A 22,653-nucleotide genomic window follows, 5' to 3' on the forward strand; every position below is an offset into this window, starting at 1 on the left:
CTGTGGTCTGGGGAGCTGTCCTGATACCCCAGCACTGAACTTTCCCAAGCCCGACCACCCAACTGACTTGCAGCTTGCAGCTTGCAGCTTGCAGCTTGCAGCTTGCAGCTTGCAGCTTGCAGCTTGCAGCTTGCAGCTTGCAGCTTGCAGCTTGCAGCTCCTTTCCTCCAGAGGATCGACCGTGGATTCATTGACACAGGCAGTACTCGGCGCCGCGCTTCAAGGAACGGTGCTCGGACGAATACAAGGACGGCGTTCGCTGGTCTACGGCGCCGCGCTGGGCACCTTGCCGGACCTGGACGTGGTGATCCGCTACGCCGACCCCGTCTCGAGCATGACCTACCACCGCGGTTTCTCGCATTCGCTCTTCGTGCTCACGGCCCTTGCCCTGGCGCTCGCCTGGCTGGTGGCCTGGCTCGGGCAGCGCTACTGGCCGGACAGGCACTACCGCTGGCCCCGGCTGTTCCTGGCTTTCTGGCTGGTGCTGGTCACCCATCCCGTGCTGGATGCCTTCACCGTGTATGGCACACAACTGCTGTGGCCGTTCACCGTCACGCCACAGAGCTGGTCGGCGGTGTTCATCGTCGACCCGGTCTATACGCTGCCCATGCTGGCGACGGTGATCTATGCAGCCTGCAAAGGGCTGACGACACGCAGCCAGGCCTGGTTGCTGGGCACCGTGCTGTTCGGGGCGGCCTACCTGGGCGCAGGCACGGTGGCCAGGGTAGCGGCCGAGCACCGTTTCGAGGCGTCGCTGCAGCGTCAGGGCATCGACGTGACCGAGGTCAAGGCCATGCCGCTGGCGTTCAACTCGCTAGTCTGGCGTCTTCTGGCCAAGACCGCCGACGGCCAGTACTACGAAGGGATCGGCAGCGTGTTCGATCGCAATCCACCTGAGCAGCTGCGTCAATCCCGCCACCTCGAACTCGCCATCGTACTGCAGGGCACGCCGCTGCATGAGCGCCTTCGCTGGTTCACCGGCGACTGGCTGCGCTACGACGCCCTCGGCGATCAGTTGGTGGTGACGGACCTGCGCATGGGCATGCCCGGCAACTACACCTTCCGCTTCGTCATGGCCAAGCGCGACGCGCAGGGCAACTGGCAAGCGATCGTGCCGACCCGCGCCCCCGGTGGCGGTGCGCGCTCGCTGCTGCGCACCGACGTGCTGGCGCAGGTCTGGCAGCGCATCTTCGAGCAGCGACCGCCCTTGCCTCTGGTGCGCTGGGCCTCGCAGGACCAGGCGGAGCAGGGCGGTTGACCACCCGCTGCCCGGGGCTGGACCTGGTCAAGTGGGTGGCGCTGCTGACCATGCTGGGCGATCACCTGCGCTATGCCTGGCCTGACCTGGCGGGGCTCGTCCTGCCGGGTCGCCTGGCCTTTCCCTTGTTCTGCCTGGCCATCGCCTGGCACGCTGCGCGCGCTACGCCAGCCACCTTCCGTACGGGTCGCCATGGCCGTTACCTGGCCTGGATGCTGGTGTTCAGCGCCGCGTCGGAGCCCGCCTATCGCTGGCTGGACAGCGGGTCGATGACGCTCAATGTGATGCCGACGCTGACGTTGGGCCTGCTGGTGGCCTATGGCGTCCAGGTCGATGATCGCCTGGCGCGCCTGGGTGGAGCCGTGGCGCTGTCGACCGCTCTGTTGGCCAGCCCGTGGTTGATGTACGGATGGGCCGGTGTGCTGCTGCCGGCCGGTTGGCTGCTGGCGTTGCGAACGGGGAGGTGGAGCATCGTGGTGCTCATGATGCTGGCGGTGGCGGGCAATCTGACCGACGATTGGCTGCGCGCCCATGCGGGTGAGCCTTGGGGGCTGGCGATCCTGGCGGCCGCTGCGTGTTCCGCTCCTCTGGGCCTGTGGCTGTTGCGCCAGGACAGTGTCACGCCCTGGCGAGTGGGCCGTTGGGCGTATGGGTTCTATCCGGTGCACCTGGTGATCATTCGCCTGTTGCAGGGCATGGGGTGACGCGGGCGCCATGAGGGACTGTCGTGCGGTCCATCGCGGCCGGTCCGGGCTCGGGCAGGGCGCTCACACCCGCCGCAGTGGTACAGGCACTCGCAGCCCAATCGGTCCGGCCGCATGGGCTCCCCGATACCTGCCGTACTCAGGTTCAACCAGCAACCGTCTCCTGGACCAGATACCGCTCGTAGAACTCCAGCGTTGCCAGGTTCTTGTGCTTGGCCTCGAACATCATGTCGAACCGGTCCAGGAACTCCAGCGCATAGCGGTTGGTCCAGTCGTTCCACATCCGCTCGCTGTGCAGGTACAGGTCACGTTTGTTGACCTGCTCCAGCAGCGCCGGCATCTCCAGCTTCTGCTCGGCATCGAAGCCCAGCGCCTGCAGGCGCTCGGGCGGCTGGGAGTAGTGCATGGTCGGCCGCACATCACGCCAGCTTTCGATGATGCGTGCGACCCGAGCGCCCTGCGGGTCGATGTAGTCGTTCTCGTGAATCCAGCAGTGGTGGATGTCGAGCACCACCGGGGCCAGGTCGGCTAGTTGCAGGCAGTCGTCGACCCCGTAGGTCTTCTCGTCGTTCTCCAGGGTCAGGGTATTGCGCGCCACCTCCGACAAGCGTGGCCAGACCGCGCGCATGCCTTCCACGCCCAGGCGCCCGGCGATGTGGACGTTGCACTTGAAGTCCTGGAAACGGCGTCCATAGCCCATCATGCGGATCATGTCGGCATGGTACTCGAACTCGGCGAGGCTGTTTTCCACCACCTCCGGCCGATCCGAGCCCAGGACGCAGAACTGGCCTGGGTGGAACGACAGCCGGATCCCGGCCTCACGGGCATATTCACCGATCCGTGCGAACCGCGCTTCGAGCAGACGCTGGACGGCAGGGTCTTGATAGAACGGCGTCACCTGCGGGTGGCTGTACAGCGGCAGCAGGTCGCTGCTCAGGCGCACCATGTGCAAGGCCGGCGGCAGCGCATTGACATGTTTGAGCAGCCGCAGCTGCGCCTCGAGGTTGTGCTTGACCACCTCCAGCAACTTGGCACGCGCCGTTTCCACGCTGGCGCTGTTGATCCAGCGCAAGGTGGTGGTGCGGGGGTTGAACGTGCGCTCGAGCGCCTCCAGCTCCTTGTTCGGCAGGTGGCGATGAGGGTGACGGTACTGGCAGGCAAAGCCCAGGCGGGCAGGTGAGGGCATCGTCGACTCCTGGTTCGGACGTTTTCGATAGACCGCACCGGCAGCGCTTACGATCCTTCCGGTTCAACCCGACGCGTCGGCCGGGTGTCGGGGCAGGTCATCGCCATTGACCACCTGGTTGCGTCCACCGCGCTTGGCCCTGTACAGGGCGCGGTCCGCCTGATTCAACACGTCTGCTGGCGTCGAGTGGCCATCGGGTGACCAGTGCGCGACGCCCAACGACACGGTGACCGCGCCGATGGGCTCGATCACCGTGGTTTCCACACACGCACGCAGGCGTTCGGCGACCGCCAGTGCCACAGCCTGCCCGGCGCCTGGCAGCAGCATGAGGAACTCCTCGCCGCCTGTACGGCACAACAGGTCGCCCTCGCGGCACCCGGCACGCATCAATTCGGCCAGTTGACGCAGCACGTGGTCGCCGACCTCATGGCCATAGGTGTCGTTGACCCGCTTGAAGTGATCGACATCCAGCACGATCACCGAGAACGCCCGGTACTCGGTGTCGAACACGGCCAGGGCCTGTTCCAGCCCACGGCGGTTGACCAAGCCCGTCAAGGGGTCGGTCTGGGCGTCGCGGTTCAGGCGGCCGATGCGCTCTTGCAGCAGGTTGAGGCCGAACAGCAGGGCCCGCTTGAGTTCTTCGGCCTCGAAGTACCAGGCTCGCACGTTCTGGAGACGCTCCCGGGTATCGGCATGGTCCATCAGCCGTGCCCCGGCGGCCAGTTGCCACAAGGGTTGGGCGATGACCAGCGCCAGCCACCACAGCAGCACGAGGCCCAGCAACACCAGTGGCGCCGACAGTTCGAGCATGCTCAGCACCAGGCCTTGCAGCGGCGCCACGGTCAGCGCCTGCGGTTGCTGCGCGACGATGCCCCAGCCGGTGCTGGGGACGGTGGCGAAACCGGCGAGCATGGGCACCCCCACGCTATTGGCCAGGCTGCGCGTGCCGCTGGTGTGTTCGGCCAGCTCGTCGAGCATCGCATTGCCCTTGACCTGGGTACCGACCCGCGTCGGGTCGGGGTGATACAGCAGGCGCAGGTGGCGGTCGACCACGTAGAGGTAGGAGCCATCCTTGTAGAAGTGTTCGCCCAGCAGCGTGCTGAGGATATTGTGCTGGTGCAGGTGCAGACTGCCGCCGACATAGCCCAGATACCGGCCATCGGCACCATAGATCGGTTGCGACAGCACCACGACGAGGTTGTCGGCCACCGACAGATAGGGCGTGGAGATGACCGGTCGGCGTTCGTGCAGCGCCTCGCGCGAGCCGGGCGTCTGCAATTGCCGGCCGATCATCGGCTGCAGGGTGGCCGGCGAAATGGCCCGCATCACGCCGCGTGCGTCCACGGCAAACGTGGAGTTGAACGCGCTGCTCTGCTGCAACAGGCGGTCGGTTTCCTCTGCCAAGGCCTGGTCGTCTTCCATATAGCGCGCCTGTACACGGGCACTGACCGCCAGCTGCTTGAGTGCGCTGGCGATGAAGGCATCGGTGGTCGAGGCCAATTTCGCGGCATAGACCCGATTGGACTCCAGTGCATGATCGATCAATACCTGGCGCTGCACCCGATAGCTGGCGAAATAGCTCGTGCACAGCATGACCAAGACCGTCAGCGCGGACAGCGACAGCATCAACGTGCGCAGCGTCAGGCGGGGTCCTTGCTTGACGTTCGGCAAACCTGACCTCGAAAAGCGGCCGTGTAGGGGCGCTTACCTTAACCGGTTCGGGCCGTACCGGCTATTGCCCAGACGAGGGCGCGACACCTCGTGACGGGCACGCGAAAAGGGGCTGACATACCGTTCATCATCCATTGACAGGCACTATGATATCATTCATCCAAATCAGCGTGCGTTTCACAGGCGGCTGGGTAAACTGATCGCTCATCAGGCCAGCCATGGAACCGCGGCGCGCCTTCGTTCGTGGATCTTGGCATGCTTACAGGCAGTTATTCCTCTTCACTGGTCGTCATCTCGCTGGGTGTGGCAATCCTGGCCGCCTACACGGCGCTCGACTTCAGTGGCCGCATCGCCACCGCACGAGGGCGCGTGGCTTATGTCTGGATGAGCGGTGGCGCCCTGGCGATGGGGGTGGGGATCTGGTCCATGCACTTCATCGGCATGCTGGCGCTTCGCTTGCCGATCGAGTTGGGTTATGACCTGGGGCTGACCGCGCTGTCGCTGCTGATCGCCGTCCTGTCGTCGGGCTTCGCCTTGTGGCTGGCCAGTCAGCCTCGGCTGCCGATGGCGCAACTGGGACTGGGTTCGCTGATCATGGGCAGCGGGATCAGCAGCATGCACTACACCGGCATGGCGGCCCTGCGCATGCAGCCGGGCATCGACTACGACCCGGCCCTGTTCACGGCGTCGCTGGCCATCGCCGTCGGCGCCTCGGCGGCAGGCTTGTGGATCGTCTTCCGATTGCGCCAGCACACGCCCTACGTACGCCCGATTCGCGCCGCCGCGGCCGTGTTGATGGGGGTGGCGATCGTCGGCATGCACTACACCGGCATGGCCGCCGCCTACTTCCCCGAAGGTAGCGTATGCGCTGCGATCGCCAGTGGCCTGAGCGGTTCAGGCTTGTATTACACGGTGTTGGTCACGACCCTGGCGGTCATGGCCGTGGCCCTGCTGACCTCGCTGCTGGACGCGCGCATGCAAGTGCGTACCGCGCAACTGGCACGCTCGCTGACCCGGGTCAATCAGGAGCTGATCGAGCTGAGCCTGCATGACACCTTGACCGGCCTGCCCAACCGGACGCTGCTGGCCGAGCGCATCGACCAGGCGATCGAGCGGGCCGATGCGCAAGGGGGATGCTTCGCGCTGATGTTCATCGACCTGGATGGGTTCAAGCCGATCAACGATGCCTATGGGCATCACCTGGGCGATCAGGTGCTCAAGGCCGTGGCGGCGCGGTTGCGCGCCGATCTGCAGGCGCGCGACACCTTGGCGCGCATTGGGGGCGACGAGTTCGTGCTGTTGGCGCACTTGCAGGACCCAGACGATGCGCTGGACCTGGCGGCCCTTCAGGTGGCACTGGTGTCGCGCCCGTTCGACATGCTCGACCAGCGCCTGGCCATGTCGGCCAGTCTGGGCATCGTGGTGTACCCCGGCAACGGCCAGGACGCCCATGAATTGTTGCGCAATGCCGATGCGGCGATGTATCACGCCAAGGGCAGTGGCAAGAACGGTTACCGGTTCTTCGATGCCTCGATGAACAGCAATGCCCGTTTGCAGGCCCAGCTGATCCAGGACCTGCGGGTGGCGCTGGAGCAGGGGCAATTCTGTCTGCACTACCAGCCCAAGTTCGACGCGGCCACCGGTGTGGCGATCGGCGCTGAAGCGCTGCTGCGCTGGCAGCACCCGGAGCAGGGTCTGTTGTCACCGGACCGCTTCGTGGGCCTGGCCGAAAAGACCGGGCTGATCGTACCCATCGGCGTCTGGGTGCTGAACGAGGCCTGCCGCCAGATGCGCGCCTGGATGGACATCGGCTTCGAGGGTTGGCGCATCGCGGTCAACCTGTCGGCGATCCAGTTCTGCCATGTGGGCCTGCTCGACAACGTTGCCCATGCTTTGGCCCAGAACCAGTTGCCCGCCAATTGCCTGACCCTGGAGATCACCGAGACCACGGCCATGCACGATGTCGAGGCGAGCCTGGTGGTGCTCGGCCGGCTCGCCGACATGGGCGTCGACCTGTCCATCGACGATTTCGGCACCGGCTATTCGAGCCTGATGTACCTCAAGCGCCTGCCGGCCAACGAGCTGAAGATCGACCGTGGTTTTGTCCGAGACCTGGAGCCCGATAGCGACGATGCCGCGATCATTTCGGCCATCGTCGCCCTGGGGCAGGCGCTGGACCTGCGCATCGTCGCCGAGGGCGTGGAAACCGACTGCCAACGCGGCTTCCTGACCCGGTTGGGCTGCGACGCGCTGCAGGGGTACCTGCTGGGGCGGCCGGTTCCGGCCGATGCGCTGCCGGCCAGCGTCGTGCGCGAAGTGACGCCCACCGAACCGCTCGGGATGGACGACGCAGCGCTGAGCGCTCAACGCCTGCTGGCGGCACCGGTGGTGCGCTAGCTGGCGTGGCGCAAGGTGCAGTAGGGCACGAAGGCTTCCAGCTCCGCCTCCACCGCTTCGATGATGCGCTCGACGTCGGCGGCAGCCATGATCGCCGTGCAGGGAATGCCGGCGACCGCCAGCAGCGTTTCACCGCTGGAGCGGTCGAAGACGCGCGCGATCAGGCTGCGCGGCGCGTCCATGGTCGCTTCGAAGCCCAAGGGGTGGAAATGCCAGCGCATCACTTGGCATGCATTGGGAAAGGTCATCTTGTTCATGGCCAGCCTCCTTGTTCTCGACGTCGAACACGGCGATGGCGCCACCGAACCTCGGCCTGCGCGAAGGGTAACGATAGCACCTGAAACGCCATCTTCGCGCACTGATCGTGACAAGCGCGTGAACGCAGCCCTGTCCAGCACGACCAACGTCGTGGGCGGGCAGGTCATGTTGCAGCGGCAAGCGTCTAGTGCGCGGTTTCTGGCTGATGGCACGCACGCTTCAGCACGCGAGCATCCATGGGTTTTCCGACCAACGGTCGGCACGGGCGCGTCTTGATCCAGTGATGGGCGTTGATCGTCTGGACGTGCCGAATGCGGTACCATTCCCCGTGGCCCCGCGCCGAGGCGCTGGCGGGCGGAGCCGATCTCCCCAAGCGTTCATCCCGCGTGCACAGGACCTCGTTTTGCCCAGTCTTCCGCTCAACCCATTGTCGCACTACCTCGCTCGCCTGGCGCCGTCCAGTCAATTGACCATGCGCTACGTGCTGCAGGACGTCGCCGACCGCCTGGGGTTCGACGATTGCGACATCGCCGACGTGCCGTGGCACCAGCTCGAAGCCGGGCACGTGATCGGGCTGGTGGCGGCCTTGCGCGCCGACGGATTCGCGCCCAATACTTCGTCGCTGTACGTCAACGCCGTGCGCGGCGTGATGAACGAAGCCTGGCGCCTGGAGCTGATCTCCCACGACCGGCTGCTGAAGATCCGCGAGGTCAAGCCGGCGGGTGGCAGTCGGCTGCCCCCGGGACGCAACCTGCGACGCAGCCTGATCCGCGAGCTGATGGACGTCTGTGCTGCCGACCCCAGGCCGCAAGGCATCCGTGATGCCGCGATCATCGCGCTGCTCTATGGCACGGGCATGCGCAAGTCGGAGTCTGTGGACATCGACCTGAGCCAGGTGGATTTCGAGGAACGCAGCGTGCAGGTGCTGGGCAAGGGTAACCGCCAGCTGATCAAGTACGCGCCGCCCTGGGTCTTCGAGCGGCTCCAGGCCTGGTTGAGCTTTCGTCGCGCGGCGTTGCCGCCAGGGCTGGAGGACGACAGCTTCCTGTTCAATCGCATCCGCCGTGGCAACCACATCACCCGCGCGCGCATCACCAAGCACGCCATCTACTACATCGCCCGCCAGCGGGGCGCACAGGTCGGCATCAAGATCATGCCCCATGACTTTCGCCGCGCGTTCATCACCCGGGTGATCGAAGAGCACGACCTGTCGATTGCCCAGAAGCTCGCCCACCATGCCAACATCCAGACCACTGCCAGCTATGACCGGCGCGACGACAACGAGCGGCGGCGCGCGGTAGACCGCTTCGATTATTGACCGACAGGACGGTGCGGCAGAGCCTGCCTCACTGTGGCGTGCCGAACAGACCGGTCCAGTAGATGCCGGCATCGCTCTTGGGGTCCACGGCATAGGCCGCCCCCAATTCGGTGAAGTCGGGATTCATCAGGGTGGCGCAGTGGCCAGGGCTGGCCAACCAGCCATCGACCACCTTGCGCGGTGTGTCGCGCCCTGCGGCGATGTTTTCGCCGATCTGCCGGTACAGGTAGCCGGCCAGCTCGGCACGGTCGCCCGGTGTGCGACCGTCCTTGTCGAGGTGATCGAAGTAGTTCTGGTTGGCCATGGCGCGGGTGTGGGTGGCGGCGACGCCCGCCAGGATCGTGCTCCAGGTGAGCGCGCCGGCCTGGGCGAAGGGTTGGCCGCCGCACTGGCGCGGCAGGCTGCGCGCGGCGTTGATCTCCTGAAGCAGTTTCTGGCCCTCGACTTGCCAATCGCCCAGGCGTCCACTAAGCAGTGGGCGGGCCAGGACGATGCGCCAGTCGCGACCTTCCTGGCTGACGCCGATGTCGACGAATTGCGGGTCAAGCACGACCTGGCAGAAGCTTTCCTCGATCACCTGCATCGCGGCCTGGGCATCCCGTGGGCCGGACAGGCTGATGGCCTGGACGTTGACCATGGGGTAGGCCGCCTGGGTCATGGCCTGCTGAAGGTCGCGCGTGCCTTCGGGGGACAGTGCCAGGCGTGTGTCGCTGTTGAGCGGCGCCAGTTCCAGGGAGGCTTCGCCACCGCAGGCCTGGGTCTGGCTGCGGTAGTGGTTGATCGACTCGATCAGCTGCGTTTCCTCGCCACTCATGGCATGGGCCAGGGTGAACGGCCCCAGGCTCAGCGCCGCGAGGGCAAGGCAAGCAGCGGATGACAACACGCGCATGAAGATCTCCCTATGACTGGCAGCGGCCCGATGTTGCGGGACCATCCTACACAAGCCGTTTGCGTTTGGCCCGGACTGAACTGCACGGTGGCCGCAGGCAAGAGTCGGTAGACCGTCGATGGGACGAAAAGTGCGGCGGGGCTTGCGGTCGTGCCGAGCGGGCATGTGCCGCCGCCATCGCCGGCAAGCCGGCTCCCACAAGAGGCGCTGAGACTGCCGTATCTCTTGTGGGTCCTGCGGACCAAGCCTTTCAACGTCTTTAATTAACACGGTGTGGATCACATCGCTAATCTGGAAGAGCGGTTCACCCCCTGTGTGGGAGCGGGCTTGCCCGCGATGCAGGCGGCGACGGACCGGACGCTATCGCGGGCAAGCCCGCTCCCACATGGATCGCGATGACCTGCATCACCGCGGCCGGTGGAGCGGCCCCTGCCGGGGCGCCGGACCGGCCGCGATTGGCCCCGCAGGGGCCACATTCGCACTTGGCAAAACCCATAGAATCTCCCACAGGAGGGTCGCGATGGGTGCTTCAGCCGCTCAAGGCGCCGGGTTCGGCTGCTCGACGTGAATGGCTTCCAGGGCCTGCACCAGCGAATCGTCAAGTGTCAGATCGACGCTTGCCAGGTTGTGCTCCAGCTGTTCCAGGGTGGTCGCGCCGATGATGTTGCTGGTCACGAACGGGCGGCTGGTGACGAAGGCCAGGGCCATCTGTGCCGGGTCCAGCCCATGCGCACGTGCCAGTTCGACATACCGTTGCGCCGCGGCTTCGGCTTGGGGGTTGGTGTAGCGCTGGAAGCGCTCGAACCGGGTCAGTCGCGCACCGTCCGGTCGTGCGCCTTCGAGGTACTTGCCGCTGAGTACACCGAAGGCCAGGGGCGAGTAGGCCAGCAGGCCGATCTGTTCGCGCAGGGCAATTTCCGCAAGGCCCACTTCGAAGGTGCGGTTGAGCAGGTTGTAGGGGTTTTGGATCGACACGGCACGCGGCCAGCCGCGTTGCTCGGCCAGGTGCAAAAAGCGCATCGTGCCCCACGGCGTTTCGTTGGACAGCCCGATGTGACGGATCTTGCCGGCCTTGACCAGCTCGTCGAGCACCTCAAGGGTGTCTTCGATCGCCACGAACTGATCGTCAGGGTCAAAGGTGAAGCCCAGCTGGCCGAAGAAATTGGCCTTGCGGTCCGGCCAGTGCAGTTGGTAGAGGTCCAGGTAGTCGGTCTGCAACCGTTCGAGGCTATCTTCCAGGGCCTTGACGATGTTGGCCCGGTTCAGGCGCGGGTTGCCGTCGCGAATGTGCGGCATGCGGCCGGGGCCTGCGACCTTGCTGGCCAGCACCCAGTCGCCCCGGTCGCCGAACTGGCGGAAGTACTCGCCGATGATGCGTTCGGTGCTGCCATAGGTCTTGCCATTGGGCGGCACGGGGTACATCTCGGCGGTATCGAGGACGTTGACCCCGGCGTCCTTGGCCAGGCGAATCTGCTCGAAGGCTTCGGCCTGGGTGTTCTGTTCGCCCCAGGTCATGGTGCCGAGGGCGATGGCGCTGACCTGCAGAGAGGTGCGTCCGAGAGGGCGTCGTTGCATGCTGTTCTCCATGACAGTAAGGGTCGGTGAGGGGGCGCTGTCAGACCTCGCGCGAGCGGGAAGTCGAGGTGCCTGGGTGATGCGCCCCATATGCCGAGCTCGACGTTGCCACCTGCACCGGTCGTTTGGCAAGCGCACACGAATGCCTTCCAGGGCCAATCCTTGGCGAGCGGACCATGTTAGGGGCACTCCTGCCGCCTGCTGGCAGTCCATGGTTACACATGCCTCGTCAAGGAGAACACCCGATGGATGCAGTGCTGGACGCGATCGGCGACGCCCTCGAAGCCGAGTTCGCCGACCTGGCCGACGTGGAGCAGGTCACGCGGATCCTGGTCAGGCTGCTGATGGCAGCGCTGCTGGGTGCGGTGCTGGGGTTGGAGCGGGAAAGCAAAGGCAAGTCGGCCGGGGTGCGCACGCACATGCTGGTGTCGCTGGGCGCTGCGCTGTTCGTGCTGGCGCCGAACATGGCCGGTGCCGATGCCCAGGCCATGAGCCGGGTCATTCAGGGAATCGTCGCCGGTATCGGTTTTCTGGGCGCTGGTACCATCCTCAAGGGCAATGGGCGCGAGACCAGCCATGTCAAAGGGCTGACGACGGCAGCCGGCCTGTGGATGACGGCGGCAATCGGTACGGCGGCGGGCATGGGGCGCGAGGCGACGGCGCTGGTCAGTACGCTGATGGCCCTGCTGGTGCTGCACAGCATGCCGGCATTGGTCGATCGTATCGAAGTGAGGACAGAGCAGAAAGCCCGTGAGGAAGATGAAAAGGGCTGAGCGCATAGCACGAGGGGGAGCCTGAGCTCCCCCTCGAAACGCTGCTGCGTGCTCTTTTATTGTTATCGAGGACCGGCCTGTTGTTGTGATTGTCAGCCATGTCTCGGTGTCGCGAACGACCCCCATTCGGGGTCAAGAGCAAACGTATTTTTTTGAGCGCTGACCTGCAATTGCCTGCGGGCCTGAGTCCGACCGTCACTGCCTTGAGGCAGTCTTGTTGTTCTGTGTCGGTTGACCTGCCGTGCACATCGACTTCAAAAAAATCTGCTTGCTGCGTCTCTGCCGTGTTGTTCTTGTTTTGTCAGAACCGCTGCCTGTTGTTGTTATTGGGTGCCGCTGCTGTTGTTCTTGTTATGCGTAAGAGATAGCAGGTGCCGTGCCAACTTTTTAGAATCCTTTTTAAACAAGGAGTTAGCCTAGACTTCGTAGGCTTGCTGCTGAAAATGCGCGTCAAATTGTTTCCCTGTTACCCGTTTCGCCGCGTGCGCTCGCACGGCGGTAACACTCAACTGCCAGCGCCGGTGACAGACACGCCTTGCCGCGCCCGTGCCACCCGCGAACCATTGGCACGCGCCAGTACGTCGCTGATGCGCTGACCCGCCGCGACCAACCGGTCCAGGTCGATACCGGTATCGATGCCCAGCCCTTGCAGCAGATACACCAGGTCCTCGGTCGACACATTGCCCGTGGCGCCGCGGGCGTAGGGGCAGCCGCCCAGCCCGGCAACCGACGCGTCGAAGACCGTGATGCCTTCCAGCAGGCTGGCATAGACATTGGCCATGGCCTGCCCGTAGGTGTCGTGGAAGTGTCCGGCCAACGCTTCCCGGGGCACGGCCCCCGCCACCTGGTCGAACAGCCGGCGCGTGACGCCTGGCGTACCGACGCCGAGGGTGTCGCCCAACGACACCTCATGACAGCCCATCTGGTACAGCGCCCGTGCCACCGGCACCACCTGCTCAGGGTTGACCGTGCCTTCGTAGGGGCAACCCAGCACGCAGGATACATAGCCACGTACGCGTACGTGGTGAGCCGTGGCAGCGGCCAGGATCGGTTCGAAGCGCGCCAGGCTGTCGCTGATCGAACAATTGATGTTGCGTTGCGAAAAGGTCTCCGAGGCGGCGGCGAACACGGCCACTTCCTCGACCCCTGCCGCCAGGGCGTCCTCGAACCCGCGCAGGTTGGGTGCCAGGGCGGCGTAGGTGACCCCCGGCAGGCGCGTCATGCCAGCGAACACCTCGGCCGAGCCTGTCATCTGCGGCACCCACTTGGGCGACACGAAACTGCCGACCTCGATGTAGCGCAGGCCGGCCGCGCCGAGGTCGTCGACCAGGCGGATCTTGTCGGCCACCGCGATGGGGCGCGCTTCGTTCTGCAGGCCGTCGCGTGGGCCGACTTCGACCACACGGACATGCGTCGGCAAGGACATGGCAGGTCTCCTGTTCAGTTCATGGGGTATTGGCGTGGGCGAGGGTGGTGGCCAGCGCCTGCTCGCAGCGCTCCTGGGCCACGTCCAGTTCGATCTGCATCTGCTGGATGTCGAGCATCTGCTGCTCGAGCTGCCCACGGCGTTCGTCGATCTTGGCCAGCATGCTCTCGAGCTGCTTGCGGTTGCCGCTGCTGGGGTCGTACAGGGCGATCAGCTCGCGGCATTCGGCGATCGAGAAGCCGATGCGCTTGCCGCGCAGGATCAGCTTCAGGGTGACCTTGTCGCGGGGCGAATAGATGCGCTCCTGGCCTCGACGCGTGGGGCTGAGCAGGCCTTGTTCTTCATAGAAGCGGATGGCGCGGGTGGTGATGTCCAGTTCGCGCGACAGGTCGGAAATGCTGTAGGTCTGATCGCTCATGGGTAAGCTCGCCAGGAAGGTCCGCTACGCTAGCGTCATGTTGACGTGCACGTCAACATGACGGGGTGCGGCAGCGTGTCGTTCAGCGGTTCACGTCCACGACGAGGCGGCCACGGACCTGGCCCGCCAGCAACGCAGGTGCTCGATCCAGCGCCTCGTTCAGGCCGATCGACTGGGTGATCAGGTCCAGTTGCTGGCGATTGAGCACCTCATCCAATCGCTGCCATGCCTCGACCCGCCGCGCATAGGGCTGGGTCACGCTGTTGATGCCCAGCAGGCTGACACCACGAAGGATGAACGGCGCCACCGAGGATGGGAAATCCATGCCCTGGGCCAACCCGCAGGCCGCCACCAGCCCTTCGGACCGAGTCCCGGCGCAGACGTTGGCCAGGGTATGGCTGCCCACCGAATCGATGGCCGCCGCCCAGCGCTCCTTGCCGAGCGGTTTACCCGGCTCCGACAGTTCACTGCGCGCCAGCACCTCGGTGGCACCGAGGGTGCGCAGGTAATCAGCTTCTTCGGCTCGACCCGTGGCCGCAATGACCTGATAGCCTGCCTGGGCGAGCAGGCTCACGGCGAAACTGCCGACCCCGCCACTGGCGCCGGTGACCAGCACCGGCCCCTGATCGGGCGTGAGTCCATGACGCTCCAGCGCCATCAGGCACAGCATCGCGGTGTACCCGGCCGTGCCGACCGCCATGCACTGACGCGCGTCCAGCCCGGCGGGCATCGGCACCAGCCAGTCGCCGTCGAGCCGTGCCCGCTGGGCCAGGCCGCCCCAATGGCGCTCGCCTACACCCCAGCCGTTGAGCACGACCCGGTCGCCGACCTGCCAGTCAGGGTGGCCGCTGTGCTCGACCGTGCCGGCCAGGTCGATGCCCGGCACCATCGGGAATTGCCGCACCACCGGGCTCTGGCCGGTGATCGCCAGCGCATCCTTGTAGTTGAGGGTGCTGTAGGTCACGCGCACGGTGACCGTGCCGAGGGGGAGCTGGTCATCGTCGAGGTCGGTGACCTGTGCGTGCTGCCCCTGCGCGGCCTGGTCGATCAGGATTGCCTTGAACATCTGTCTCTCCTCTGTAAGCAGGAATGGCCTGGTCAGCGGTCCATGATGCCGTGGAAATGAAGCCGACGACTGCACTTTTTCAGGCTTCGCGGTTCTATGCATGGCCAGGTCGCGCCGATCCCCGGCGCGCCGCCGACTGTCGATCCTGTCTCATGGCTGTTCGTTCGTCCAACCGTATCCGCACGCTGCTGCTGGCCAGCCTGTGTCTGTGCCTTGTCGCGTGCAGCCATCGGCCAGGCCGTGGCCTCGCCGCGCAACTGAGCGAAGGCACCCCCCGCGAGTTCTTCCAGACCAGCGTCGATCGCTTGGCCACCCTGGCGATGCGTGACAACCTGCGCAGCCTGTATCGGCTGATGAACAAGCTGTACCTGCGCAACCCCGAGCAGTGGAAACGCTCCGGCTACGTCGATGCCGCGACCGCCGAGCGGCAGATCCGCGTGGCCATCGAGCAACGCCAGCCGTTGCCGCAACTGGGCCAGCGGCGCGACCTGGCGGCCTTGAGCTACGCGCTGGATCCCGACTTTCGCGGCGACCGGGTCGGGGCCTTCATCTATGCCATCGGCAGCATGCTGGTCACCGCCCATGGGGGACGCACCGAGTTCTTCGTGACCGACGCCATCGACCCGCTGTTCGTCAGCAACGCGGCGCGCAACATCGAGAAGGCCACCTGGATGCTCAGCCAGCGGCAGGATGCCGATGGCGTGCTGCTGCTGTTCTCCAACGAGATCTCGGAGGAGGGCAGCAACCTGAGTTTTGCCGTGGGCTTCGGCAAGATCGTCGCGCGCCTGGACCTGCTGGCCGAGCTGCTCGACGAACGCTACCGGCGCATTGGCCTGAACTACGCCCAGAGCCTGCTGTTCATGAACTTCTTGCCGGTGCAGTGACGCTCACAGCAGCGCGTCGATCGCCTGACGGTACCGCGCGCCGGCGAGGCGCATGCTGTCGATGTGACCGGCGCCGGGCACCAGCAGCAGGGTCTTGGGCTGCGGCGCCGCGTCGAACAGGGCCTGGCTGAAGCGCGACGGCACGTAGCGGTCGTTCAGGCCATGCACCATCAGCAGGGGCATGCCCAGGTCCGGGATCTTGCCGAGCGAGTCGAACTTCTGCGACAGCAGCCAGCGCACCGGCAAGCTGGTGTTGGTCACCACCCCGGCAATGTCGCCGAGCGACGTGAAGGTCGATTCCAGGATCAGCCCATGGGCCGACACCGGGCTGCCAGCCTGGCGCGCCCGCTGTGAAAGGTCAGTGGCCAGGTCCACGGCGATCGCGCCGCCCAGCGAATGGCCGAAGATCAGTCGCTTGCTGGGGTCCGGTTGCAGCTGGGTGAGGCGCTCCCAGGCAATGCGGGCGTCTTCGTAGACCGTGGATTCGGAGGGCAGGTCGCCACGGCTCTGCCCGAACCCGCGATAGTCGACGGCCAGCACCGAATAGCCCATGGCGTGCAGCTGCTCGATGCGAAACAGTTGGCCGGTCAGGTTCCAGCGTACGCCGTGCAGGTAGAGGATCGCGGGTGCATTGGCGCGTTTGGCCGGCCACCACCAGGCATGCAGGCTCTGTTGCTTATCGAAGCTCGGGGCGCGCAGGTCGAGTTCCTGCACGCCGGCCGGCAGGCCGTGGAACCAGCTCGCCTGGCCCGGCTCGATGCGAAACACCAGTTCGCGTTCCTTGTGTTGCAACACGCTGCAGCCGGCGGGCAATGCCACGGCCAGCGTCAGCGCCAGGAGAGCGAACAGCCAGCGGCGCCTGGTGGTGGGAAACGCGTTGGGCATCGTAGGCTCCAGTGCAAGGGAAGAATGCCCTGTTTAACAGATCGATCCGGTCAGGGGCAGGCCAGCGGTCGTATGATCGCCACGCGAGGGTTGCAGCATGTGTCGTCTCGGACGCAGTGGATGCCCCCCGGCCTGAGCAGCAGGCGGGGAGCCGGAGCCGGTTCGCCTCAGTCCAAGGTGGCCAGCCATGTCTGGATCTGCTCGAGCGTTGCCGTCGCGCCTCCGCAGACCACCACCATGGGGTTGCGATAGGCCGAGAGGGCGTCGGGCGTATACGCCAGTGCCAGTGCAGCGCCACAGGCGGGCTCGACCAGCAAGCGGTGGTCGAGCAGAAAGCGTTCGCAGGCCAGCAGCGCTGCACGATCGCTGACCAGGTGGCTGAGCACGGGGTGCGTCTGCGCGCAAGCCAGCGCCTGGGCGGCGACCTGCTTGGCGCCGAGCGTGGTGGCCAGCGACTCGATGCGTTCCAGTTCGATCAGTTCACCTGCTTCCAAGGCCCGGTGCAACGAGGCGGCGCCTTCGGTCTCCACCGCCAGCACCGGCACATCGTGCCAGCCATGGCGCCGCAGGCCTTCGACGACGCCGCTGAGCAGCCCGCCGCCGCCGACCGAGAGGATGATCACGTCGGGCTTGTAGGCTGCCTGGACCAGTTCGTCCACCAGGCTGGCATGACCTTCCCAGAGTAGCGGATCATCGAACGGGTGGATGAAGGCATCGTCCGGCCCGACCAGGGTCAGGGCCAGTTCGTTGGCCTCCTGCCAGGAGCTGCCCTGCACGATGACCTTGGCGCCTTCCATCGCCAACAGTGCCTTGGCACGCTCGCTGGTGGTCTGTGGCACCACCACGGTCACGGCGGCGCCCAGATGACGGCCCGCGTAGGCCACGGCCAGCCCGGCATTGCCGCCGGAGGACGAGACGAAATGCCGGGCGCCACGGGCGAAATGGACCTCGCAGGCATGGCCGACACCTCGCAGCTTGAACGAGCCGCAGGGTTGCAGGGCTTCGAGCTTGAGCGACAGCGGTCGGCCACAGGCCAGCGACAGGGGGCGTGATTCGATCAGGGGGGTGGCGATGTGCAAGGTCACGGTTGGCTCCGTTCGGGGTGCGCGCGGGCGAGGTCGTCCGCTTCGCCGCGCAATTGATCCAGATAGTTGTAGACGGTGAAACGGGTGACGCCCAAGGCCGCCGCAGCCTTTTCCACCCCGCCCTTGACGATGAACAGGCCGCGCGCCTGCATCAGGCGCACGGCATCGACCTTGGCGGCCTTGTCCATCTTGCCGCGACCCGAACGCCGCAGGGCCGCGTCGATGATCTCGCTCATCAGCACGGCCATGTCGGCCGGAGGCTGAGCGGCCAGGGTGGCGTCCTGGACCACGGCAGGCTGAGCGCCCAGGGGGTGCAGGCCTTGCAGCAGGTCCAGCGCGGCGTCCAGGCCCGTCACGTCGGTGTTGACGCACAGGCTGGCAAAGGGCACGCCGTCATGATCGCGGAACAGGGCCGTGGCACTGCGCAGCGAGCGGCCCTTGAGGTGGGTAGGGTAGTCGGGGATGACCACAGGATCACTGCCCGCTTGCTGTCCAGACGCGCGCATCAACGCCTTGAACCCCAGGTCCTGCTCGGGTGCGGCCAGGATCGGGCTGCCCACGGTTCGACCCGAGAGATGACCGTTGGCGATGGCCACCACGGACTGTTCGGGTATACGCAGGTCGTGAAGGATCAGCTCGACATTGCGCGGCAGCACGCTGGCCAGGGCCTGCAGGGCGGCTTTCAAGGTCGTGAAGACGAGGTGGCGGTCGGACTCGGCGGCAGGGGACATGGGTTGAACACTGTGTTGAATTGCAACATGGTGTTGAATTGAGGGGTGGGCGTCAAGCAGGAAGAGGCCACAGCGTTGCCTGGGCTGGTGTCATGGTGGGTCATTCAGCGCTGAAGGCGAGTGCAGCCTGTCAGAAGGGGAAAGATTGCTCGGTGCCTGTGGCAGAGGTCGTTTCGCTGTACCTCACGCGCCAACGTGTGGGGTGATGTGTGGGCCCCTGCGGACCCAATCGCGGCCGGTCCGGCTTCCCGGCAGGGGCCGCTCCACGTTGGCCTGCGGCGCTGATCATTCAGGTCGACGCGATCCCCCTGTGAGCGGCCCCCGTGCCTCGATTGGGCCCGCAGGGCCAGGCCTTTCAACGTCTTTGGAAAAAGCTCCAGGATGGGATCGTTTGTTGCACCCATCGATTCAACGACATGATACAGGCACGCGCAGCCCTCTGTGTGGGAGCGGGCTTGCCCGCGATGGCGTCCGGTCCATCGCCGCCTTCATCGCGGGCAAGCCCGCTCCCACACAGAGGGTGAACCGCTCTGCCAGATCAGCAATGCGGTTCACATCGTGTTAGGCAAAGACGTTGAAAGGCCTGGCCCGCAGGGCCCATCAAATCAGCCACTCCATGTGTCCGGCCAGCATGCCTGAACCGCCCGGACAGGAGGCAGCTGCGCTGCCTTCAGCCAACCAACGGCGGCGTACGAGGCGGCACGCGACGGCGCTGGCCGGTCGCTTCGAACGCCGCTCCGTAACGCAGCAGCGCCGAGTCATCGTAGGCACGGCCTGCCAGGGTCAACCCCACCGGCATGCCGATGTCGGCCATCACCCCCATCGGCACGGTGACGGTCGGTACCCCCAGGTGCCGGATCGCCAGGTTGCCATTGGCCACCCACACGCCGTTGCTCCAGGCGATGTCGGCGCTGGCCGGGTTGACGTCGGCGTCCGCCGGGCCGACGTCGGCCACGGTGGGGAAGATCACCGCGTCGAGCCCGTGCGCGTCCATCCAGTCTTCCAGGTCCAGCTTGCGCGTGCGCTCCAGGCCACGCAGGCCGTCCGGCACACTGGCGATCTCGTCCCAGCGCTTGAGCCCGCGCTTGGCCATGTTCACGTACTCGTCCATCCCGGCGGCCAGGTCATCCTCGCGGTTGGGCAGGGTGCCGGGGTCGTGCGGGAAGATCTTCGGCCCGTCGACGTCTGCCAGACGGTTCAGCCGCGGGTCGTCATTGGCGCGCAGGAAGTCGTCGAAGGCCCAGCCCGACAGTTCCCACAGCTCGTCGTGCAGGAATTCGGGCGAGACGATGCCACGGGTGAACACGGTCGGAGCGCCCGGACGATCGCCCTCGCAGTTGGACACCAGCGGGAAGTCCACCTCGACGACCTGGGCGCCGGCGGCCTCCAGCGCCCGGCGCGCGTCGTGCCACAGGGCCATGACGCTGTCCCGGGTGTGGATGCGCTGGCCGGTCGGGCCGCCGATACCGGGTTTCTCGGACGTGCCGGCTTCGGCGTCGGCATTGATGTACAGGCGCGGTACGCCGAACCGCTTGCCGCGCAGGGCGCTGGCGTCTGCCGCCAGGTCCAGGTAGCTGGCCGGGCGTACGGTGGAGGCGCGCGGGATCGGTACCCAGGGCTGCAGGCGCCAGAGATCGCCACGGGTATCCGGGTCGTCGGCCACCACCACGTCGAGCACCTGCAACAGGTCGGCCATGGTCCGGGCATAGGGCACCACCACGTCCATGGTCGGCGTCAGCGGCCAGTTGCCGCGCACCGAGATCACGCCACGCGACGGGGTATAGGCGCACAGGCCATTGTTCGAGGCCGGGCCGCGTCCACTGGACCAGGTTTCCTCGGCCAGGCCGAAGGCCGCGAAGCTGGCCGCCGTCGCCGTGCCGGCGCCATTGGACGAGCCGGAGGCGAACGGTGCCGTCAGGTAGTCGGCGTTGTACGGGCTCTCGGCGCGGCCATAGACCCCGCGCTGCATGCCACCGTTGGCCATGGGTGGCATGTTGGTCTTGCCCAGGCAGATCGCCCCGGCCGCGCGCAGGCGCTCGATGGTGAAGGCATCGCGCTGTGCCACCAGCTCGGCGAAGGCCGGGCTGCCGGAGGCGGCCGTCAGCCCCTTGACCAGGTAGCTGTCCTTGGCCGTGTACGGAATGCCGTCCAGCGGCCCCAGGCTTTCGCCGCGTGCCCGGCGGGCATCCGACGCCCGCGCTTCTTCGAGCGCCGCGGGGTTGTGCACCACCACGGCGTTCAAGGCCGTGGCGGTCCTGGCACCATCGTAGGCCGCGATACGGGCCTGGTAGGCCTCGACCAGCTCGACCGCCGTCGTGCGGCCCCTGACGAGCGCCTCGCGCAGCGCAGCGATGGAAACCTCGGTTACCTCGATCATTGCAGTCACCAGTCTGTGTGCAGGTGGGTGATAAAGGGCGGCAGTGTACCAACAAGGTGCCGGGCCTCGCAGGCTGGCGTGGGGGCAATGGGTCTTTGCAGTGGAGCAGTGAGGGGCGAGGGGCGAGCTACAAGCCACAAGCCGCAAGCTGACCGTAGGGCGGTGAGTCAGGTGCTGGCAGGATGTCGAGTCGGCGCTGACGCCCTGGCTTGAAGCTTGAAGCTTGAAGCTTGAAGCTTCAGGACACCTGCGACAAAGGCCGAGCGACGTCCTCCAGCGACTTGCGCTCGGCCGCCGTGCCCCATACCGCCTGGACCACGGCGGCCACCACCATCAGGGCGGCGCCGAGCAGGTAGCCGTAGAACACGAAGGTGCGGTCCCCGGTGTCGATCAAGGCGCCGAACAGCATCGGACCGACGATGCCGCCCAGCCCGGTGCCGAAGGCGTAGAACACGGCGATGGCCAGGGCGCGGATCTCCAGCGGAAAGGTCTCGGCCACGGTGAGGTAGGCCGAGCTGGCGGCGGCCGAGGCGAAGAAGAAGATCACCATCCAGCAGAGCGTCTGCTCGGTCACGTCGAGCAGGCCCTGCTGGAAACCGTAGCCGCTGGCGGCCAGCAATACGCCGGACAGCAGGAACGTGGTGCTGATCATGATGCGGCGCCCGACCACGTCGAACAGGCGCCCCAGCAGCAGCGGCCCGCACAAGTTGCCCAGCGCGAAGGGCAATACGTACCAGCCCACCTGGGCCGATGGCACGTCATAGAAGTCCGTGAGCACCAGCGCATAGGTGAAGAAGATCGCGTTGTAGAAAAAGGCCTGGGCCGTGAGCAGCGTCAGCCCGACCAGTGCCCGTTGGCGATGACCGATGAACAACGTGGAGAACACTTCGCGAAGCGGCGTATGGTCCCGCGCGCGCAGGCGCAGTGGCGGGGTGGTGACTGGCGGCAGGTCGATACCATGCGCCCTGTAGCGCTGCTCGATGGCGGCGACGACGCGCTCGGCTTCGTCGGGACGATCATGGATCATCAGCCAGCGTGGACTCTCCGGGATCCACAGGCGCATCCAGACGATGATCAGCCCTAGCGCCGCGCCGATCCCGAAGCACAGCCGCCAGCCCAGTTCGGTACTCACCCAGTGTGCATCCAGCAACACGATCGCGCCAACCGCGCCAAGGGCAGCGCCGATCCAGAACGTGCCATTGACGGTCAGGTCCACCCAGCCACGAAAGCGCGCAGGTGTGAATTCCTGGATGGTCGAATTGATGGCCGTGTACTCACCGCCGATGCCGGCGCCGGTCAGAAAGCGGAACAGCAGGAAGCTCCACAGGTTCCAGGACAGTGCCGTGGCTGCCGTGGCGGCGATGTACAGGAACAGCGTGATGAAGAACAGCTTGCGCCGTCCCAGGCGATCGGTGAGCCAGCCGAAGAACAGCGCGCCCAGCACGGCACCGGCAATGTAGACGGCGCCCGCGATACCGATGTCGGTGTTGCTCAACTGCAAGGCCGGGCTGTCTTTCAAGGCGCCGGACACCGAGCCCGCCAGCGTGACCTCCAGGCCGTCGAGCAGCCAGGTGATTCCCAGCGCGAACACCAGCAAGGTGTGAAAGCGTGTCCATGGCAGGCGGTCCAGGCGTGCGGGGATGTCGGTGGCGAAATGGCGCTCTTGCGTAGAGGCCGAGGGTTCGCGCAGGGCTCGGGTGGTCATGGCAACTCCTGTTCGCTGACAAGCCTTCAGCAGATGGAGCGCCGCAG

19 protein-coding genes are annotated in these 22,653 nt (G+C 66.0%); 6 read left to right on the forward strand and 13 right to left on the reverse strand.

The window, feature by feature from the left end:
* The first annotated feature begins 181 nt into the window (after window positions 1-181).
* Together G7007_RS04950 and G7007_RS04955 are read left to right on the forward strand one after the other, a co-directional pair.
* Entirely contained in the window at window positions 182-1,258 is a 1,077-nt protein-coding gene (locus tag G7007_RS04950; RefSeq protein ID WP_181099502.1) for a metal-dependent hydrolase, read from the forward strand.
* Complete coding sequence (locus G7007_RS04955; protein ID WP_258198465.1) at window positions 1,255-1,962, forward strand: conjugal transfer protein TraX; 708 nt, start codon at window positions 1,255-1,257, stop codon at window positions 1,960-1,962. The genes G7007_RS04950 and G7007_RS04955 overlap by 4 nt, the downstream gene beginning before the upstream one ends.
* 145 nt (window positions 1,963-2,107) lie before the next feature.
* Here the strand turns inward: G7007_RS04955 and uvsE are convergent, their stop codons facing one another.
* Window positions 2,108-3,148 (reverse strand): UV DNA damage repair endonuclease UvsE, encoded by a 1,041-nt coding sequence (gene uvsE / locus G7007_RS04960; protein WP_181099504.1) that lies wholly within the window; start codon window positions 3,146-3,148, stop codon window positions 2,108-2,110.
* 63 nt (window positions 3,149-3,211) lie between these two features.
* Entirely contained in the window at window positions 3,212-4,819 is a 1,608-nt protein-coding gene (locus tag G7007_RS04965) for a sensor domain-containing diguanylate cyclase (RefSeq protein WP_181099506.1), read from the reverse strand.
* A 255-nt stretch (window positions 4,820-5,074) separates the two neighbouring features.
* On the opposite strand from G7007_RS04965, the gene G7007_RS04970 reads away from it, so the two are divergent.
* Window positions 5,075-7,216: a putative bifunctional diguanylate cyclase/phosphodiesterase gene (locus G7007_RS04970; RefSeq protein WP_181099507.1), complete on the forward strand. Its 2,142-nt coding sequence runs from the start codon at window positions 5,075-5,077 to the stop codon at window positions 7,214-7,216.
* Here G7007_RS04970 and G7007_RS04975 read toward each other — a convergent pair.
* Window positions 7,213-7,473 (reverse strand): DUF1652 domain-containing protein, encoded by a 261-nt coding sequence (locus tag G7007_RS04975; protein ID WP_181099509.1) that lies wholly within the window; start codon window positions 7,471-7,473, stop codon window positions 7,213-7,215. The two genes, G7007_RS04970 and G7007_RS04975, sit on opposite strands and share 4 nt — an antisense overlap.
* A gap of 473 nt (window positions 7,474-7,946) precedes the next feature.
* On the opposite strand from G7007_RS04975, the gene G7007_RS04980 reads away from it, so the two are divergent.
* Window positions 7,947-8,792 (forward strand): site-specific integrase, encoded by an 846-nt coding sequence (locus G7007_RS04980; RefSeq protein ID WP_258198483.1) that lies wholly within the window; start codon window positions 7,947-7,949, stop codon window positions 8,790-8,792.
* A 28-nt stretch (window positions 8,793-8,820) separates the two neighbouring features.
* Here the strand turns inward: G7007_RS04980 and G7007_RS04985 are convergent, their stop codons facing one another.
* Both G7007_RS04985 and G7007_RS04990 read right to left on the reverse strand, forming a co-directional pair.
* Complete coding sequence (locus G7007_RS04985) at window positions 8,821-9,681, reverse strand: CAP domain-containing protein (protein ID WP_181099511.1); 861 nt, start codon at window positions 9,679-9,681, stop codon at window positions 8,821-8,823.
* Window positions 9,682-10,218: 537 nt separating this feature from the next.
* Complete coding sequence (locus tag G7007_RS04990; RefSeq protein ID WP_181099513.1) at window positions 10,219-11,256, reverse strand: NADP(H)-dependent aldo-keto reductase; 1,038 nt, start codon at window positions 11,254-11,256, stop codon at window positions 10,219-10,221.
* Window positions 11,257-11,513: 257 nt separating this feature from the next.
* On the opposite strand from G7007_RS04990, the gene G7007_RS04995 reads away from it, so the two are divergent.
* Window positions 11,514-12,029, forward strand: a complete 516-nt coding sequence (locus tag G7007_RS04995) for an MgtC/SapB family protein (protein WP_181099633.1) — start codon at window positions 11,514-11,516, stop codon at window positions 12,027-12,029.
* Between the two features lie 505 nt (window positions 12,030-12,534).
* Here the strand turns inward: G7007_RS04995 and G7007_RS05000 are convergent.
* The 3 genes from G7007_RS05000 to acuI all read right to left on the reverse strand — a co-directional run bounded on the left by G7007_RS05000 (window position 12,535) and on the right by acuI (window position 14,939).
* The gene (locus tag G7007_RS05000) at window positions 12,535-13,455 is read right to left on the reverse strand and encodes a hydroxymethylglutaryl-CoA lyase (RefSeq protein ID WP_181099515.1); all 921 of its coding nucleotides are present in this window, start codon (window positions 13,453-13,455) and stop codon (window positions 12,535-12,537) included.
* 19 nt (window positions 13,456-13,474) lie between these two features.
* The gene (locus tag G7007_RS05005; protein WP_181099517.1) at window positions 13,475-13,873 is read right to left on the reverse strand and encodes a MerR family transcriptional regulator; all 399 of its coding nucleotides are present in this window, start codon (window positions 13,871-13,873) and stop codon (window positions 13,475-13,477) included.
* 82 nt (window positions 13,874-13,955) lie between these two features.
* A complete protein-coding gene (gene acuI / locus G7007_RS05010; protein ID WP_181099519.1) occupies window positions 13,956-14,939 on the reverse strand; it encodes an acrylyl-CoA reductase (NADPH) in 984 nt (327 codons plus the stop codon).
* A 152-nt stretch (window positions 14,940-15,091) separates the two neighbouring features.
* Here acuI and G7007_RS05015 point away from each other — a divergent pair, with 152 nt between their 5' ends.
* Entirely contained in the window at window positions 15,092-15,823 is a 732-nt protein-coding gene (locus G7007_RS05015; protein ID WP_181099521.1) for a hypothetical protein, read from the forward strand.
* A 3-nt stretch (window positions 15,824-15,826) separates the two neighbouring features.
* Here G7007_RS05015 and G7007_RS05020 read toward each other — a convergent pair whose 3' ends face one another.
* From G7007_RS05020 to G7007_RS05040, 5 genes are all read right to left on the reverse strand, one after another.
* Entirely contained in the window at window positions 15,827-16,708 is an 882-nt protein-coding gene (locus tag G7007_RS05020; protein ID WP_181099523.1) for an alpha/beta hydrolase, read from the reverse strand.
* 167 nt (window positions 16,709-16,875) lie between these two features.
* Window positions 16,876-17,793 (reverse strand): pyridoxal-phosphate dependent enzyme, encoded by a 918-nt coding sequence (locus G7007_RS05025; protein WP_181099525.1) that lies wholly within the window; start codon window positions 17,791-17,793, stop codon window positions 16,876-16,878.
* A complete protein-coding gene (locus G7007_RS05030) occupies window positions 17,790-18,524 on the reverse strand; it encodes a helix-turn-helix transcriptional regulator (protein WP_181099527.1) in 735 nt (244 codons plus the stop codon). Before G7007_RS05030 ends, G7007_RS05025 begins: the two co-directional genes overlap by 4 nt.
* Window positions 18,525-19,194: 670 nt before the next feature.
* Window positions 19,195-20,901: an amidase gene (locus G7007_RS05035; protein WP_181099529.1), complete on the reverse strand. Its 1,707-nt coding sequence runs from the start codon at window positions 20,899-20,901 to the stop codon at window positions 19,195-19,197.
* Window positions 20,902-21,139: 238 nt separating this feature from the next.
* Window positions 21,140-22,606 (reverse strand): MFS transporter, encoded by a 1,467-nt coding sequence (locus tag G7007_RS05040; protein WP_181099531.1) that lies wholly within the window; start codon window positions 22,604-22,606, stop codon window positions 21,140-21,142.
* Between the last annotated feature and the right edge of the window lie 47 nt (window positions 22,607-22,653).

The sequence above is a fragment of the Pseudomonas entomophila genome, from assembly GCF_013523125.1.
GTDB classification, from domain to species: Bacteria; Pseudomonadota; Gammaproteobacteria; order Pseudomonadales; family Pseudomonadaceae; genus Aquipseudomonas; species Aquipseudomonas entomophila_B.

Excerpts from the sequence above, each read along its gene's own strand:
- G7007_RS05035 (WP_181099529.1), bottom strand. The coding sequence starts at position 20,901 with ATGATCGAGGTAACCGAGGTTTCCATCGCTGCGCTGCGCGAGGCGCTC.
- G7007_RS05005 (WP_181099517.1), bottom strand. The coding sequence starts at position 13,873 with ATGAGCGATCAGACCTACAGCATTTCCGACCTGTCGCGCGAACTGGAC.
- uvsE (WP_181099504.1), bottom strand. The coding sequence starts at position 3,148 with ATGCCCTCACCTGCCCGCCTGGGCTTTGCCTGCCAGTACCGTCACCCT.
- G7007_RS05000 (WP_181099515.1), bottom strand. The coding sequence starts at position 13,455 with ATGTCCTTGCCGACGCATGTCCGTGTGGTCGAAGTCGGCCCACGCGAC.
- G7007_RS05030 (WP_181099527.1), bottom strand. The coding sequence starts at position 18,524 with ATGTCCCCTGCCGCCGAGTCCGACCGCCACCTCGTCTTCACGACCTTG.
- G7007_RS05015 (WP_181099521.1), top strand. The coding sequence starts at position 15,092 with ATGGCTGTTCGTTCGTCCAACCGTATCCGCACGCTGCTGCTGGCCAGC.
- G7007_RS04980 (WP_258198483.1), top strand. The coding sequence starts at position 7,947 with ATGCGCTACGTGCTGCAGGACGTCGCCGACCGCCTGGGGTTCGACGAT.
- G7007_RS04990 (WP_181099513.1), bottom strand. The coding sequence starts at position 11,256 with ATGCAACGACGCCCTCTCGGACGCACCTCTCTGCAGGTCAGCGCCATC.
- G7007_RS05040 (WP_181099531.1), bottom strand. The coding sequence starts at position 22,606 with ATGACCACCCGAGCCCTGCGCGAACCCTCGGCCTCTACGCAAGAGCGC.
- acuI (WP_181099519.1), bottom strand. The coding sequence starts at position 14,939 with ATGTTCAAGGCAATCCTGATCGACCAGGCCGCGCAGGGGCAGCACGCA.
- G7007_RS04985 (WP_181099511.1), bottom strand. The coding sequence starts at position 9,681 with ATGCGCGTGTTGTCATCCGCTGCTTGCCTTGCCCTCGCGGCGCTGAGC.
- G7007_RS04975 (WP_181099509.1), bottom strand. The coding sequence starts at position 7,473 with ATGAACAAGATGACCTTTCCCAATGCATGCCAAGTGATGCGCTGGCAT.
- G7007_RS04970 (WP_181099507.1), top strand. The coding sequence starts at position 5,075 with ATGCTTACAGGCAGTTATTCCTCTTCACTGGTCGTCATCTCGCTGGGT.
- G7007_RS05020 (WP_181099523.1), bottom strand. The coding sequence starts at position 16,708 with ATGCCCAACGCGTTTCCCACCACCAGGCGCCGCTGGCTGTTCGCTCTC.